The 15,364-nt window shown below is 41.9% G+C and carries 17 protein-coding genes; 9 read left to right on the forward strand and 8 right to left on the reverse strand.

Translation table 11 applies throughout. The annotated features are described in order from the left end of the window. Positions 1-19: 19 nt before the first annotated feature. Both ACNORC_RS09705 and ACNORC_RS09710 read right to left on the reverse strand, forming a co-directional pair. Positions 20-979 (reverse strand): glycosyltransferase family 2 protein, encoded by a 960-nt coding sequence (locus ACNORC_RS09705; RefSeq protein ID WP_418335445.1) that lies wholly within the window; start codon positions 977-979, stop codon positions 20-22. Positions 980-982: 3 nt separating this feature from the next. After that, positions 983-1,513, reverse strand: coding sequence for a DUF4199 domain-containing protein (locus ACNORC_RS09710; RefSeq protein ID WP_418335446.1), 531 nt, complete (start codon positions 1,511-1,513; stop codon positions 983-985). A 176-nt stretch (positions 1,514-1,689) separates the two neighbouring features. On the opposite strand from ACNORC_RS09710, the gene ACNORC_RS09715 reads away from it, so the two are divergent. Next, positions 1,690-1,941, forward strand: a complete 252-nt coding sequence (locus tag ACNORC_RS09715) for a type B 50S ribosomal protein L31 (RefSeq protein WP_418335447.1) — start codon at positions 1,690-1,692, stop codon at positions 1,939-1,941. Positions 1,942-2,073: 132 nt separating this feature from the next. Beyond that, a complete protein-coding gene (locus ACNORC_RS09720) occupies positions 2,074-3,246 on the forward strand; it encodes a GlmU family protein (RefSeq protein ID WP_418335448.1) in 1,173 nt (390 codons plus the stop codon). Positions 3,247-3,303: 57 nt separating this feature from the next. On the opposite strand, the gene ACNORC_RS09725 is transcribed toward ACNORC_RS09720, so the two are convergent. After that, entirely contained in the window at positions 3,304-3,564 is a 261-nt protein-coding gene (locus ACNORC_RS09725) for a hypothetical protein (RefSeq protein WP_418335449.1), read from the reverse strand. Between the two features lie 191 nt (positions 3,565-3,755). Between ACNORC_RS09725 and mtaB the strand changes: the two genes are divergently transcribed. Then, positions 3,756-5,093 (forward strand): tRNA (N(6)-L-threonylcarbamoyladenosine(37)-C(2))-methylthiotransferase MtaB, encoded by a 1,338-nt coding sequence (mtaB, locus tag ACNORC_RS09730; protein ID WP_418336157.1) that lies wholly within the window; start codon positions 3,756-3,758, stop codon positions 5,091-5,093. Here mtaB and ACNORC_RS09735 read toward each other — a convergent pair. Further along, positions 5,090-5,389 carry a GNAT family N-acetyltransferase gene (locus ACNORC_RS09735; protein ID WP_418335450.1) on the reverse strand — a complete coding sequence of 100 codons (300 nt, stop codon included), beginning with the start codon at positions 5,387-5,389 and terminating at the stop codon, positions 5,090-5,092. The genes mtaB and ACNORC_RS09735 overlap by 4 nt on opposite strands. Before the next feature lie 216 nt (positions 5,390-5,605). Between ACNORC_RS09735 and ACNORC_RS09740 the strand changes: the two genes are divergently transcribed. Genes ACNORC_RS09740 through cls form a run of 3 tightly spaced genes read left to right on the forward strand, consistent with a single transcriptional unit; the run spans position 5,606 to position 8,708 of the window. Beyond that, positions 5,606-6,301, forward strand: coding sequence for an alpha/beta hydrolase (locus tag ACNORC_RS09740; protein ID WP_418335451.1), 696 nt, complete (start codon positions 5,606-5,608; stop codon positions 6,299-6,301). Positions 6,302-6,324: 23 nt separating this feature from the next. Beyond that, positions 6,325-7,251, forward strand: a complete 927-nt coding sequence (locus ACNORC_RS09745) for a lytic transglycosylase domain-containing protein (RefSeq protein WP_418335452.1) — start codon at positions 6,325-6,327, stop codon at positions 7,249-7,251. Continuing rightward, complete coding sequence (cls, locus tag ACNORC_RS09750) at positions 7,251-8,708, forward strand: cardiolipin synthase (RefSeq protein WP_418335453.1); 1,458 nt, start codon at positions 7,251-7,253, stop codon at positions 8,706-8,708. The genes ACNORC_RS09745 and cls overlap by 1 nt, the downstream gene beginning before the upstream one ends. 29 nt (positions 8,709-8,737) lie before the next feature. Here cls and ACNORC_RS09755 read toward each other — a convergent pair whose 3' ends face one another. Continuing rightward, entirely contained in the window at positions 8,738-9,424 is a 687-nt protein-coding gene (locus ACNORC_RS09755; RefSeq protein ID WP_418335454.1) for a thioredoxin domain-containing protein, read from the reverse strand. A 149-nt stretch (positions 9,425-9,573) separates the two neighbouring features. Beyond that, positions 9,574-10,089 carry a tetratricopeptide repeat protein gene (locus ACNORC_RS09760; protein ID WP_418335455.1) on the reverse strand — a complete coding sequence of 172 codons (516 nt, stop codon included), beginning with the start codon at positions 10,087-10,089 and terminating at the stop codon, positions 9,574-9,576. 165 nt (positions 10,090-10,254) lie between these two features. On the opposite strand from ACNORC_RS09760, the gene rpmH reads away from it, so the two are divergent. The 3 genes from rpmH (at position 10,255) to ACNORC_RS09775 (ending at position 13,855) form a co-directional block, all read left to right on the forward strand. Beyond that, on the forward strand, positions 10,255-10,413 hold the full coding sequence (gene rpmH / locus ACNORC_RS09765; protein WP_013071475.1) for a 50S ribosomal protein L34: 159 nt from the start codon (positions 10,255-10,257) through the stop codon (positions 10,411-10,413). A gap of 105 nt (positions 10,414-10,518) precedes the next feature. Next, positions 10,519-13,368, forward strand: coding sequence for a carbamoyl-phosphate synthase large subunit (gene carB / locus ACNORC_RS09770; protein ID WP_418335456.1), 2,850 nt, complete (start codon positions 10,519-10,521; stop codon positions 13,366-13,368). An 88-nt stretch (positions 13,369-13,456) separates the two neighbouring features. Then, positions 13,457-13,855 (forward strand): DUF423 domain-containing protein, encoded by a 399-nt coding sequence (locus ACNORC_RS09775; protein WP_418335457.1) that lies wholly within the window; start codon positions 13,457-13,459, stop codon positions 13,853-13,855. Here ACNORC_RS09775 and ACNORC_RS09780 read toward each other — a convergent pair. Together ACNORC_RS09780 and ACNORC_RS09785 are read right to left on the reverse strand one after the other, a co-directional pair. Continuing rightward, the gene (locus ACNORC_RS09780) at positions 13,852-14,817 is read right to left on the reverse strand and encodes a bile acid:sodium symporter family protein (protein ID WP_418335458.1); all 966 of its coding nucleotides are present in this window, start codon (positions 14,815-14,817) and stop codon (positions 13,852-13,854) included. The two genes, ACNORC_RS09775 and ACNORC_RS09780, sit on opposite strands and share 4 nt — an antisense overlap. Then, complete coding sequence (locus tag ACNORC_RS09785) at positions 14,818-15,363, reverse strand: acyl-CoA thioesterase (RefSeq protein WP_418335459.1); 546 nt, start codon at positions 15,361-15,363, stop codon at positions 14,818-14,820. Position 15,364: the final 1 nt, after the last annotated feature.

The raw sequence follows: 15,364 nt of genomic DNA on the forward strand, positions 1-15,364 counted from the left end.
ATTTATGTGGGAAAGGGAATTAAAAGCGGCCGGTAGTTTCACTAATACGATACCTTTCCTTTTCCCTGCTGCTTCTAAGGATGAGTTCACCCAGAAATCCGGCGAGGAAAAGAAGGGTTCCTATTACCATGGTGGTGAGGGAGATGTAGAACCACGGGTTGTCAGTCACCAGTATATTAGGCATTCCGTGGTATAGCTTGTACAACTTGGAACCACCAATCCAGGCTGCAGCTAAAAATCCGAAGAAGAACATCAGGATTCCCAGGGCTCCGAAGAGGTGCATAGGCCGTTTTCCAAACTTTGACAGGAACCAGATGGTAATAAGGTCGAGAAATCCGTTGATGAATCTTTCGGCTCCAAATTTAGTTTTACCGTATTTTCGGGCCTGGTGCTGCACTACTTTTTCGTCTATTTTGGAATATCCGGCATTTTTTGCCAGTACAGGAATATACCGGTGCATTTCCCCGTACACATCAATATTCTTGACTACAGCTCTTCGGTAGGCTTTAAGTCCGCAGTTGAAATCGTGTAATTTAAGTCCGGAAGTCTTTCGGGCAGCGGCATTGAATAGTTTGGATGGCAGGTTCTTGGAAAGAACCGAATCATAGCGCTTCTTTTTCCAGCCCGAAATGAGGTCATATCCCTGTTTGATTATGAGGTCATAGAGTTCGGGGATCTCTTCAGGGTTGTCCTGCAGGTCTGCATCCATTGTGATAATGACATCGCCTTCGGCTTTATCAAAACCTACATGCAGGGCCTGGGACTTTCCGTAGTTTCGGTTGAACTTGATCCCTTTGACCATAGGGTCTTCCGCAGAAAGTTTTTTGATGATCTTCCAGGAGCCATCGGTACTGCCGTCATCTATAAAAATGATCTCATAGGAAAAAGAATTGGACCGCATCACCGATGCGATCCAATTATATAGTTCATTTAGAGACTCTTCCTCGTTAAGAAGGGGGATGACGATAGATAACTGCATAGTTTAAACCTTCTCCGGATTTCTTTCCTTAAAGATAAGGGCAATGATAAGGCCAATGATCAGGTAAAAACCAAGGCTATAGACGAATCTTTTGAGTTGGTTCCCTACAGAGAACTGATTGTTGTTCTGCATTTCGGCAAGGGCTTCATCAATACTGGCTTCTGGAGCACCGAAGTTTTCCATCATGGCGCGAGAGGCTTCCATGGTCTTTTCGGCAACTACTTCGGCGGCCTCGGGATCAATAACAGTGAACAGGAGAATACTAAAAACAGTAGCTATAAGCATTCCTACAAAAACGGTGACAAAATAAGCCGTAAAAGCGTTCTTGAAAGAAAAGTAACTGATCTTGTGTTTTTTTGCATTTCTTACTGCCAGGATAGATACCACCAGCAGTACTAAAAAACTTAAAATGCCAAACCACCATTTGGTGAAGAGATCAAGGCTGAAGGCGTAGGCCAATGCTGTGAGGAGGATCATGATCGCACCCAGGTACACACCATAGGTGGCGCCAATTGACTTAGGAGATTTTTCCATTTTTTCTATTTGGTTGGTTATATTCAATGGATAAGTAAACAAATATAGTAAAACGTTACATGTGAAGGGAAAAGTTATTAATTGAACTAAAAATATTAGTAGTGATAGTTGGAGTTATGTAAAAAATAATTAAATTTGCACCTCGAAAAAATTACAAGATTTTAAAGAATAAAGAGATGAAGCAGGGAATCCATCCGGAAAATTATAGACTGGTAGCGTTTAAAGACATGTCTAACGACGAAGTTTTTTTAACTAAATCTACCGCAAATACAAAAGAGACCATTGAGGTTGAAGGTAAGGAATATCCTTTAGTGAAGTTGGAGATCTCCAGGACTTCTCACCCTTTCTACACCGGTAAAGCCAAATTATTGGATACTGCCGGACGTATCGACAAATTCAAGAACAAATACGCGAAATTCAAAAAGTAATTTCCCGAAGATCTTATATTCTAAAGCCTCCCTTGTGGAGGCTTTTTTGTTTTAGAACCGCTGCTTTTCAAGATCCCTGTTCTAAATAATTCCCGATTTTCCTTGTACCTTTACGGTTTAAAGTTCTAACTAATGAATTACATACTCTTTGACGGTTCTGTAAGGAACCAGTTCCTGCCTTTTACCTATACCCGGCCGGTCGCCGATATGAGGATCGGGATCCTCACAATTCGCGAAAAATGGGAGAAATATCTCGATACTACCACTTCTACCATCACCGAAGATTATCTTTCAGAAAAGTGGCCAATGGTTGAAATGGAGGAAAATGTCATGATAAATGCCTCATTTTTGCCAACTCCGGAATTGGTGGAGCAGGTGAGGGAGTTAAAGGAAGGAGAGGCCATTTTTCATGATGAAGATGTGGTTGCTTTTTTCGCCTGCGAAGATCAGGATGTTGATTTTGACACGTGCACTTCGATCGAGCTGGAAGGAAAGGCTTTTAGAGTAGAGCATACCTGGGATATTTTCCGACTGAACGGAGAGGCTATAGAAGCCGATTTTCAATTGCTCACCCATGATAGGATAAGCCGTCCAATATCTTCTACTAACAGCCTTATTGCACCTGAAAATATCTTCATTGAAGAAGGGGCGAAGGTAGAATGCGCTATTTTAAATGCTTCTGAAGGTCCTATCTATATAGCTGCCGATGCCGAAGTTATGGAAGGAAGTATCGTTCGTGGTCCTTTCGCACTTTGTGAGCATGCCAGTCTCAAGCTGGGAGCAAAAATATATGGACCAACCACCGTGGGACCTCATAGTAAGGTTGGGGGAGAAGTCAACAATTCTGTCATTTTTGGATACTCCAATAAAGGTCATGATGGCTTTTTAGGAAATTCTGTTTTGGGTGAGTGGTGTAATTTGGGAGCAGATACCAATACTTCCAACCTCAAGAATAATTATGCCGAAGTCCGCCTTTGGGATTATGCTTCGGAAAGATTCGCGGCCACTGGTCTTCAGTTCTGCGGATTGATGATGGGCGATCACAGTAAATGTGGGATCAATACCATGTTCAATACCGGAACAGTAGTAGGCGTCAGTGCCAATATCTTTGGCGCCGGTTTTCCGCGGAATTTCATTCCCAGCTTTAGTTGGGGCGGAAGCGGGGGAACTACCACCTATAAGACCGATAAAGCTTTTGAGGTAGCCGAAAAAGTAATGGCGCGGCGTGACATTGAATTTTCAGAAGAAGACAAGGCTATTCTCGAACATGTCTTTGAGGCAACCAAAAAATATAGAAGGGATTAATTCTACTTCCATTCAAAAAATAAGGTCTCAAAAATGTCATTTATGAGACCTTATTTTTTAGAACATGAAAAAACTGAAAAAGGCAACAAAAAGTAGAAGTAGGAAAATTGCAACCGCATATAGTTTTTGTTGTCGTTTCTTATTTTCTAACTGTAATCTGTTTCGTATTTGCTGCAATTCTTCAGGAGAAGGGGTGCGATGACTTTTAACTCCGCTGATCGATTCTTTTCCGGTAAGGTGCTTTTCAGTCCTTCCCGAGTGATTGCGCCTGTTGTTTTTTAGACTAACAAGGGCACCAAAAGCACTTCCGAAGCTCATTTATTTAAAAGATTTCTGAACAAGATACTCAAAAATGGCATTTTTGAAGACCTTCCTAACATTCCGGTTCCGGTTTTATAAAACAAATTATAGTTGGTATCTTTGCAGCCTTCAAAATGTCATTTTTGGAGGCTAGTACTAACAATTTGAAATTCGGGCTTTTAGGTGGTGGATTTCAGGAAGGAGATACAATGCAAGATCAAAAGAAAGTAGCTTTTTATACGCTGGGTTGTAAACTGAATTTTTCAGAGACCTCTACCATTGCCAGAAGCTTCAAAAATGAAGGATTTCAACGGGTAGATTTTTCAGAGGCAGCAGATATCTACGTGATCAACACCTGTTCGGTGACCGATAATGCAGATAAGCGTTTTAAAACCATTGTAAAACACGCTCAAAAGGCCAATGAGAATGCCTTTATTATAGCAGTGGGTTGTTACGCGCAACTGAAGCCCGAAGAGCTTGCTGCAGTAGACGGGGTAGACCTCGTGCTGGGCGCTACAGAAAAATTCAAGATCACTAATTACCTGAATGATCTTTCCAAAAATGATATGGGGGAAGTGCATTCCTGCGAAATAGAAGAAGCCGACTTTTATGTGGGTTCTTATTCATTCGGGGATCGTACCCGCGCCTTTCTCAAAGTCCAGGATGGCTGTGACTACAAATGTACGTACTGTACCATCCCGTTGGCAAGAGGAATCTCGAGAAGTGATACTTTGGAAAATGTCCTGAACAATGCCAGAACCATCAGTGAAAAAGGGATCAAGGAGATCGTTCTTACCGGAGTAAACATTGGGGACTACGGCAAAGGAGAGTTCGGAAACAAAAAACACGAGCACACTTTTCTGGACCTTGTAAAAGCTCTCGACCGGGTAGAAGGGATCGAAAGACTCCGCATCTCATCCATAGAGCCGAACCTTCTGAAGAATGAGACGATCGACTTCGTATCCAAAAGTGAGACTTTTGTGCCGCATTTTCACATTCCGTTGCAAAGCGGTAGTAATGATATTCTAAAGGCGATGCGCCGCCGTTACCTTCGTGAACTTTATGTTGATCGTGTGGCCAGGATCAAACAGGTAATGCCAGATGCCTGTATTGGGGTGGATGTGATCGTTGGATTTCCGGGAGAAACTGATGAGCATTTCCTGGAGACCTATAAATTCCTGAATGACCTGGAGGTTTCATACCTGCACGTGTTTACTTATTCAGAAAGGGATAATACGATAGCTGCCGAAATGGGAGAGGTTGTTCCACTGAAGGTGAGGAAAAAAAGAAGTAAAATGCTGCGGGGACTTTCAGCCAAGAAACGCAGGGCTTTTTATGAATCCCAATTGGGAACGACAAGAACCGTTCTCTTTGAAGGAGAAAATAAAGAAGGTTATATCCATGGGTTCACCGAGAATTATGTCAAAGTTAAGACTCCGTGGAACCCTGAACTGGTAAATACCCTTCATCAGGTGGAATTAAAGAAAATAGATGAAGACGGCCTGGTGCGGTTTGAATATGTAAACGAACCGGCAGTACCTGCTTAGATATTAATACCTACGGGAAGCATGCTCTTATATTTGCGGCGGTGCTTCCGCATGAATTTTGCCACTGTTGGGCTGGTTGGCATTACGCTGATATTGCGGTCCTTGATGATCTCCAGTACTTGCTCAATAAACAGGTCCAAGTAACCTTTCTCGCGTAATTCGTCACTCATGATCAATTTGGTAAGAAAGATCTTCCGGTCTTGTTGAGCGTATTCGATCTTTACAAGTTCACCGTCAATTTCAGCTTCAAACTGTCTTAAGAACTCATTGTCGTTAATAGATAATTGAGTATTCATGGGTACTACAGGTATTTGTTTCTAAAAAGCATAATCAAAAAACCGGCCATAGTTGACCTTCACTTTTGAAGCACCATATCCAGAGCTCGTGTGGATTCGGATTTCTGAAGAGAAAATTTTTTCTGAAAAATTTATTGGAAGCCCTCAATTTTCCTTTAAATTTGAGCATAAAGTTAACGTTTTTGAGTGAATTTTCAGCTGAAGAAGCTGTAAAAAATGGAAGAGAGGCCCCTTATTCATGTGTATTGTATGCCAGGTTTGGCAGCAAATCCCACGATTTTCGAAAAAATTGAACTTCCCGGGGACCGGTTCCAGATCCACTGGTTAGACTGGATATTACCCAAACCCAAAGAAAGCCTGAGGGACTATTCTTCCAGGATGTGTAAAAGGGTAAAACATAAAGACCCTGTTTTAATAGGAGTGTCTTTTGGAGGAGTGGTAGTAGAGGAGATGGCGCAGTGCATCAAAGTCAAAAGGGTCATCATAATTTCCAGTGTCAAAACTGAAAAAGAACTTCCGCGAAGGATGCGATTGGCCAGGTTTACAGGTTTGTTTAAAATTCTGCCGACTTCCCTGGCGAGACACGTCGATGTATTTGAAAATATAGTGGTCGGTGATTTCGCGAAGAAACGTGTGAAACTGTACAAAAAATACCTTTCTATTACAGATACCCGGTATTTGGATTGGGCTATCGAAAAAATGGTGTGCTGGGACAGGAAAGAGCCTATTCCCGGGATCGTACATATACATGGAGATAAAGATGAGATCTTTCCGTATAAATATATTGACGGCTGTATCACCGTTCCGGGAGGTACTCATATCATGATCATCAATAGGTTTCGTTGGTTCAACGAACACCTGGAAGAGATAATTTTAACAGGAAAAATTAATAAAGAAGAAAAGAAAGACTAATTTTAATAACAAAGCTTGGGAAAATGAAAATGAGGAATGTTTTTTTGGTTGCTGGATTACTGGCTATATGTGGGTTGAGTATCAATGCGGTGCAGGATGCTCCCAGTGACGAGAACCAGGAAGGAAAGCTGATAAATGACTATAACGTCTATGCCCTGCCAATGCCTGAGGACCTGGAATTTGCGGGAGAACCGGTGCCGGTGGAGATCCCCGATATTTATGAGCGTATGGATAGGGAACTACTAGTAAACACATATTGGCAGTCTAATACTTTGTTGCTTTTAAAGAGGGCGAACAAATACTTTCCGGTTATAGAACCTATTTTAAAGGAAAAAGGGGTGCCGGATGATTTCAAATATCTTGCTGTTATTGAAAGCGGTTTGACTAATGCTGTTTCTCCGGCTGGAGCACGGGGTTTCTGGCAGATCATGGAAGCTACCGGAAAGGAGTATGGCCTTGAAATAAATGATAATGTTGATGAGCGTTATAATCTTGAAAAATCGACAAGAGTAGCTGCTGATTACCTGAAGAAATCAAAAGAAAGACTTGGCTCCTGGACATTGGCTGCCGCTGCATACAACGCCGGTAACTATGGAATTGATAAGCAACAGGAGAGGCAGGATGCCAATAATTATTATGATCTTTTACTGGGCGAAGAGACCGGCCGGTATGTGTTCAGAATTATGGCTCTGAAAGAAATAATGAATAATCCGAAAAAATACGGGTTCAACTACAGGCAAAAAGATCTGTATAAAGATGTGCCGTCTTACAAGGTGAAAGTGGATACGGCAGTGACCGATTTTGCTGATTTTGCCAAGAAGTTCGGAATTAATTACAAGATCCTGAAGATCCACAATCCATGGCTTCGGGAAACTCATTTGAATAATAAATCAAAAAAAGAATATTTAATAGAATTGCCTGAAAAAGGCTATTACACGGCTCCCAATTAATGCTGGAATACCTCGAAGAAAACATCTGGATTTCCCTACTGGTCTTAAACTATTTGATCGCTCTGGGCATAATAATGTTCATTGTGATGCACAACCGGAATCCAACAAAAACGATTGCCTTCATTCTGGCCCTGGTGGCTTTGCCGTTTATTGGTATTCTTATTTACATCTTCTTTGGGCAGGAATACCGGAAAACAAAATTTTATAAAAGGGAGGAGATCTATTCTCATGATCGCATTAAAAAATGGGAAAAAAAGTTCCTTCTTGAGAGGGATAAACTTAATGGGACCGATAATCCAATTTTCACGAAAAAGTCCAAAATAATTAATCTGCTTCAGAATAATCAGAAGACACCGGTTACCGTCAATAATAAAGTTAAGATCCTTTGGAACGGAAACAATAAGTTCAAATCCCTTTTTGAGGACCTAAAAAAAGCCGAAGACCATATTCATCTCGAATATTACATTTTTAATAGTGATGAGATCGGGACACAGTTGATCGATATTCTATGTGATAAAAGCAGAGAGGGAGTATCAGTCAAGGTAAGCTATGACTATCTGGGTAGCGAAATGAGTAATAAAGGTCTCAAGAAGATGAAAGAGGCCGGAGTGGAGGTGTGTTCTTTTCAGCCGGTGTGGTTCAAAAACCTTCACCGAAAGGTAAATTATAGAAACCACCGCAAAATTGTGGTGATCGATGGAAAGGTTGGTTACGTGGGGGGAATAAACATCTGTGATTTCTACCTCAATAAAGAAGATTCCGATTTCTTTTGGAGAGATACCCATTCCAGAATAGAAGGAGAAGCGGTGAAGGCCTTACAAACCCAGTTCTTATATACCTGGAATTTCCTGACGGAAGAAGAGATCGAGGTGAAGGATGAATACTATCCTGAGGTTGAGATTGATGCTAATGTTGCGGTACAGATTGCCGCCAGTGGGCCTGATACCGACTATCCGAATATTATGGAGGCGGTGCTTATGGCCATTAATACGGCCGACAAATACATCTATATAACCACCCCTTATTTTATCCCTAATGAGGAGATACTCACCGCTCTTTGTACCGCCAGCCGAAGTGGAGTGGAGGTGAAGATCATTATTCCGCGCAAAGGAGATTCCTGGGTCGCAAGGCATGCCACCAATTCATTTGTAGAACAAGTGTTGGAAAGCGGGGTGGAGATCTTTCACTACGAAAAAGGAATGGTCCATGCCAAGACCATGGTAATTGATGATTGTTTTGCTACCGTGGGCACGTGTAATATGGACCACAGGAGCTTTCTGCTAAACTTTGAGATTAACGCTTTGATCTATGATGAAGGCATAGCGGCTGAAATGCTAAAGCAATATTTAGCCGATCTGGAAGAGTGTTCCCCTAATTCCCTGGAACAATGGAGGCACCGTTCTCCTTTCCGGAAGATAAAAGAATCCTTCTGGAGGCTTTGGGCTCCACTGCTGTAATTTCTGAAAATTTAATTTGAATATTGCTTCTATTCAGAAGCAGTAGAGTACTGGCTGCTATCTTTAATAAGTAGCAGGGAAATTGCCTGTGAAAAGGAATCAAAGTTCAGGTTGAACGATTTCTCAAACTCGATCCCGTAAGGATGCGACACCTTTCGGCGAATATCTATAATTTCTTTATCCTTATTAAGAAGAAAGCTGGTTGGAAGTCCCAGGGAGTGTTTCATGGTTTTCACTACATACGGACTGTTGTTCTTAAGCTCATCAACATAGAAGATCTTGATGTTCTTGTGGTATTGTTTCGACAGGTCTTTTACCGTACTTCGTTTATCCCAGAAAAGCATTACAAAATCAACCTGCTCATGATATTTTTCAGCCAGTTTATTGAGCGCAGAAATTTCTCCGTCGGTAGAAACTACCCAGGAGGAATTGGTCATAAGGTATACCGGCTTTTTGAACTCATCCAGAGCTACTACCTCGTCTTTAAGATCTCTCACCTTGAAGTCATCCATGTGGCTGCCTTTAAGGCAGTAATTCACCAGGGAGTCGAATAAGAATTCTGCTCTTTCGGTATTTCTAAGGCGATAAGCTTTGTCGGCTTTTTCTTTGTATTTCGGAAGGTGGGTGGCGATGGCCTGTGAGAAGGAGACGGGGTCGTCCTGACCGTAAGTTGATACTACAAATAAAATGTTAAATAACAGTAGTAATTTACGCATTTACTAGGGGTGCAAATTCCCTGCAAATTTAAACAAAACCATTGTTCAGCTCAAATATTATCGGTCAACAACACAAATACTTGTTGAACTGCACAACGTTAAAATCAAATGGAATTATTATAATAAAAACAGAAGAAAATGTTAAGATCCTAGATCTTTTTCATCTGTTGTTTCATCATTCTTATCTGGTCTTCCAGCATATTGTGTTTATCCAGCTTTTTTGCTTCCTGCAGCAGCATTTGTGCTTCACGTTTTCTGCGTTTGGTCATGGCAATACCTGCAAGATTAAGTTTGGCCATTGCCAGATCCTGATCCATAGATAGTCCCAGCTTTACGGCTCTCTTAAAGAATTTTTCAGCCTGACTGATGTTGGTTTGAGAAACCATTAGTCCGTGCAGGTACCAGTAATAACCCTGCTGCTTTTGGGTAAGGGCTTTTTCCGGATCCTTGATCTTGTCGAGCCACTTTTTGGCTCCTTCAAAATCCTGCTTCCGAAGTTTTAGAAATGCCAGGAGGATCATTTCGTTCTTGTAATATAGGAATATAAAAATTCCTACCAGGAGTAGCACAAAGATGCCGTTTCCAATATTTCCTTCGGCAAATTGCCAAATTGAAACAATTAAAAGAATGCCGGCTATGATGAGTTTATAAATCTTATTGAACATTTTTATTGTAGTTTTGAAGGCCGCAAAGGTAACAAAAACAATTGAAAATTATTTCAAAATAGGGTTTGCGGGAGTAAAAACTCTTTGTATATTTGCCCGCAGTTTTGGGGAAAGGTCCTGGAGCTGATTTTTAAGCGATTTCAAAGAAGATTAAAGATAATTATCATGAAAAGAACGTTTCAACCATCAAAGAGGAAAAGAAAAAATAAGCACGGTTTCAGAGAACGTATGGCAAGTGTTAACGGGAGAAAAGTGCTTGCTCGAAGAAGAGCGAAGGGCAGAAAGAAATTATCGGTTTCCTCAGAGAACAGGCATAAGCACTAAATGATAATTAGCTTCGAAAATAATAAAGGTGTTACTTTTAAGAGTAACGCCTTTTTTTATACCCTATTGGTTCATATTTTTACATTCAATTCATAAAATTTCCAGATGCCTAAAAACAAAGATCTCAAGAGTATTTTAATTATCGGTTCTGGTCCGATCATCATCGGTCAGGCGTGTGAATTCGATTATTCAGGAACCCAGGCCCTCAGGTCCCTTCGGGAAGACGGGATAGAGACCGTTCTTATTAATTCCAATCCCGCGACCATCATGACCGACCCTTCCATGGCCGATCATGTGTACCTGAAACCGCTTACCACAAAATCTCTTGTCGAAATTCTAAAAGAACACCCGCAAATTGATGCTGTACTGCCTACAATGGGAGGGCAAACTGCCCTTAACCTTTGTATCGAAGCAGATGAAAAAGGAATATGGGAAGATTTTGGAGTAAAGATCATTGGAGTTGATATTGACGCCATAAACATTACTGAAGACAGGGAGAAGTTCAAGCAGCTCATGGGCAGAATAGGGGTGCCAGTGGCACCGGCCAGTACCGCTACTTCTTTCCTTCAGGGAAAAGAGATCGCACAGGAATTCGGATTTCCCCTGGTGATCAGGGCTTCCTTTACACTGGGAGGATCAGGTGCTTCCTTTGTACATACTGAAGACCAGTTTGATGAAATGCTCACCTACGGTCTTGAGGTATCCCCTATACACGAGGTCATGATTGATAAAGCCCTCTTAGGCTGGAAAGAGTATGAGCTTGAATTATTGAGGGATAAAAATGACAATGTGGTGATCATTTGTTCCATTGAGAACATGGATCCAATGGGAATCCACACCGGAGATTCTATTACAGTGGCTCCGGCAATGACCTTAAGCGATGTCACCTTCCAGAAGATGCGTGACCTCGCCATCAAAATGATGAGGAGTATCGGAGACTTTGCAGGTGGTTGTAACGTGCAGTTTGCCGTTAGCCCAGATGAGAAGGAAGATATCATTGCTGTTGAGATCAACCCGAGGGTTTCGAGGTCGTCAGCCCTGGCATCCAAGGCGACGGGATATCCTATTGCCAAGATCGCGGCCAAGCTTGCCATAGGTTATACGCTTGATGAGCTCGACAACCAGATCACCAAATCAACTTCGGCTTTATTTGAGCCTACTCTGGATTATGTGATCGTAAAGATACCTCGCTGGAACTTTGATAAATTCGAAGGCAGTGATCGTACTTTAGGTCTGCAAATGAAATCTGTAGGAGAGGTGATGGGAATTGGACGTTCCTTCCAGGAGGCCCTTCATAAGGCCACTCAATCACTGGAGATCAAGAGAAACGGACTCGGGGCTGACGGGAAAGGTTATACCAATTACGACCAGATCCTGGAGAAGTTGAAAAATCCTAGCTGGGATCGCGTTTTTGTGATCTATGATGCGATTCAACTTGGGATTACCCTTAACAGGATCCACGAAATCACGAAGATCGATATGTGGTTCCTCAAACAATACGAAGAACTATACGCTCTCGAAACCGAGATATCAAAATATACCTTAGACACCCTTCCAAGAGACCTGTTGCTGGAGGCCAAGCAAAAAGGATTTGCAGACAGACAGATCGCTTATATGCTGAAGTGCCTTGAGAGCCAGGTGCATAAGAAAAGGGAAGAAATGAACATTAACAGAGTCTATAAACTGGTAGATACCTGTGCTGCAGAATTCAAAGCCGAAACTCCTTATTATTATTCCACTTTTGAAGCGGAAATTGAAAAGGACGGCAAGCGATATGTCGAGAACGACAGTAAGACTACAGACAAGAAAAAGATCATTGTTCTTGGTTCCGGTCCAAACCGAATTGGCCAGGGAATCGAGTTCGATTACTGTTGTGTTCACGGGGTATTGGCTGCTTCGGAATGTGGGTATGAGACCATCATGATCAACTGTAACCCTGAAACGGTTTCAACTGACTTTGATGTGGCTGATAAACTATATTTTGAGCCGGTTTTCTGGGAACACATCTATGACATTATTCGCCACGAAAAACCTGAAGGGGTGATCGTACAGTTGGGAGGGCAAACAGCTCTTAAGCTGGCTGAAAAGCTGGACCGCTACGGAATCAAGATCATGGGAACCAGTTTCCAATCACTTGACCTTGCCGAGGACAGGGGGTCTTTCTCAACATTACTTCAGGAAAATGATATTCCATATCCTGAGTTTGGAGTGGCCGAAACGGCAGACGAAGCATTGGCGCTGGCTGATGAACTGGATTTTCCGATCCTTGTAAGGCCATCGTACGTGTTGGGTGGACAGGGAATGAAGATCGTGATCAATAAAAAAGATCTGGAAGAGACGGTAGTAGATCTGCTTCGTAAAATACCTAATAACAAACTCCTTTTAGATCATTATTTGGATGGAGCGATCGAGGCTGAAGCCGATGCTATCTGTGATGGAGAAACTGTGCAGATCATTGGTATCATGGAACACATTGAGCCTTGCGGAATCCATTCCGGAGACTCTAATGCGTTATTACCTCCATTCAACCTGGGAGACCTTGTTATCCAACAGATAAAAGACCATACTAAAAAGATCGCGCTGGCTCTGAATACAGTAGGGTTGATCAACATCCAGTTTGCGATCAAGGACGATAAGGTATATATTATTGAGGCCAACCCAAGGGCTTCGAGAACTGTTCCTTTTATCGCTAAAGCATACGGGCAACCTTATGTGAACTACGCAACGAAGGTGATGTTGGGTGCCAATAAAGTGACCGATTTTGAGTATAAAACTGACTTGAATGGTTATGCCATCAAGCAACCTGTTTTTTCTTTCAATAAATTCCCACATGTGAACAAACAACTGGGACCTGAAATGAAAAGTACGGGTGAAAGCATTCTCTTTATTGATAGTTTAAGAGATGATGTCTTTTACGAGTTGTACTCAAGGAGAAAAATGTATTTGACCAAATAGAATTAATAGGCTGTTTTTATCGGAACTTACTATTCTGGATCTTTTCAGAAGTTTGTTTTGCTGAAAACAGCCTTTTTTATTTTGAGGAATGAAAGAAATCGTAATGATCTGTGGCGGAGTGTATGGAGCTTTAGCTGTAATATTTGGGGCTTTTGGCGCGCATGGACTCAAAAAGCTGGTTCATCCGGAATTGCTGAAAAGCTTTGAGACAGGAGTGAAATATCAAATGTATCACGCTTTGATGCTCATCCTTGTCGGAGTGATCTTTCCCGTTTCAGGATATTCTCAAAACCTGATGGCCTGGTTCTTCATGCTTGGAACTTTTTTCTTTTCCTTCAGTATCTATGGACTCGTGCTGAGCTCTGCAAAGGGTTCAAAAATGGCATTTTTAGGACCTGTTACTCCCTTAGGAGGCCTTTTGCTGGTAATGGCCTGGGTTCTTTTTACCGTCAATATTATTGGCGGAAATTCCAGTATTCCTTTTTAAGCTCTTTCTTCCACAACTTTTTGTCGCTTGCTGTATTTTTCAGCAAAAACTGCGATCACCAGAAGTTGCAGAATGTGGTAAAGCATTATAGGAAGCAGAAAAATGGCATTTGTGGCACTATTTCCGAAGATGATCTTCACCATTACCGAACCATGTACGAGTGATTTTTTAGTTCCTGCGAATTTAGCAGTGATCTCATCTTCGGTTGAAAAACCTAAAAGTTGAGAGATCTTTCCTATTCCGAAGTAAACAATGAAAAAGAGCGTGATCACGATGAGAGCCAGCTTCACTAAGTCCTGTAAGGAAACTGTAGAAAATAGTTGAGCGGTGAAGGCGCCGCAAAAGCTGGAATAAACGATCAACACGATCACAGTCTTATCGAAAAAGCTGATCTTTGATTTATTCTTTCTTGCCAACTCCCCAAAAAACTTCTGCAGGAATAATCCGATGATCAAAGGTAAAAAGACCTGTACTACCAGTTTTTGAACCACATTCCCCAGTTGAAAATCATCAGAAGCTTTCAGAAAAATACTCATCCAGAGCGGAGTCACCACGATCCCGACAAGGCCTGAGAGACTGGCATTGAAGATCGCTGTGGGAATATTTCCTTTGGCCAATGAAACCATAACTACCGACGAACTTACCGTAGAAGGCAGGGCGCCAAGGAAGAACAATGCTATCCAAAGATCTGATCCACTACCACCCTCGAATAAAGGAAGGCAGGCGAGGACAAGAAGCGGGAATAGCACAAAGGTGCTTAACTGAATGAGGATATGGGCCTTATAGTTGTAGATCCCCAGCTTGAATTCTGCGGGGGACAACTTTAGACCGTAAAAGAAAAAAATGAGTCCGATACCAATATCGGTGATGGTTTTAAGAGGAAATAATTCAGGCCCATTCGGCAGGAACCAGGCCAGTAGAATGGCGAAAAGCAGGGCGGCAATAAATCCGTTAAACTTCAATTACTGCTCAATTTTGACGTTGTAGGTTTCCACGATATACAGGTGCTCTTCAGAAACAAAGTCGGTTTCATGGAATTCCCGGCTACGCACCTTTTTATTATCGTAGCGTTTTATGCTTTTGGCAAAGCGTCGAATGTCATCTTTGGTTTTAAGAATGAGGCCCGGGACTTTAACTGAATTTCCATCACTGTCCTTGGCTACCATTGTAAAATAGGAAGAATTACAATGTTTGACCTCCCCCGTCTGAATATTTTCGGCCTCCACGCGAATTCCGATCAACATGGAGCTCTTCCCCACAAAATTCACGGAGGCTTTCATAGTCACCAATTCTCCTATCTCAATTGGGTTCAGGAAATCGACTGTATCGACGCTGGCTGTCACGCAATAAACTCCGGAATGTTTCGAAGCGCAGGCAAAAGCGATCTGGTCCAAAAGCGAAAGCACATAACCTCCATGTATCTTTCCGTTGAAATTGGAATGGGAGGGAAGCATAAGTTCAGAAATAGTTACCTGTGATTCGGCTATGGCTTTAAAATCCTTTTGCATA

The sequence above is a fragment of the Salinimicrobium soli genome, assembly GCF_048323655.1.
GTDB lineage: Bacteria > Bacteroidota > Bacteroidia > Flavobacteriales > Flavobacteriaceae > Salinimicrobium > Salinimicrobium soli.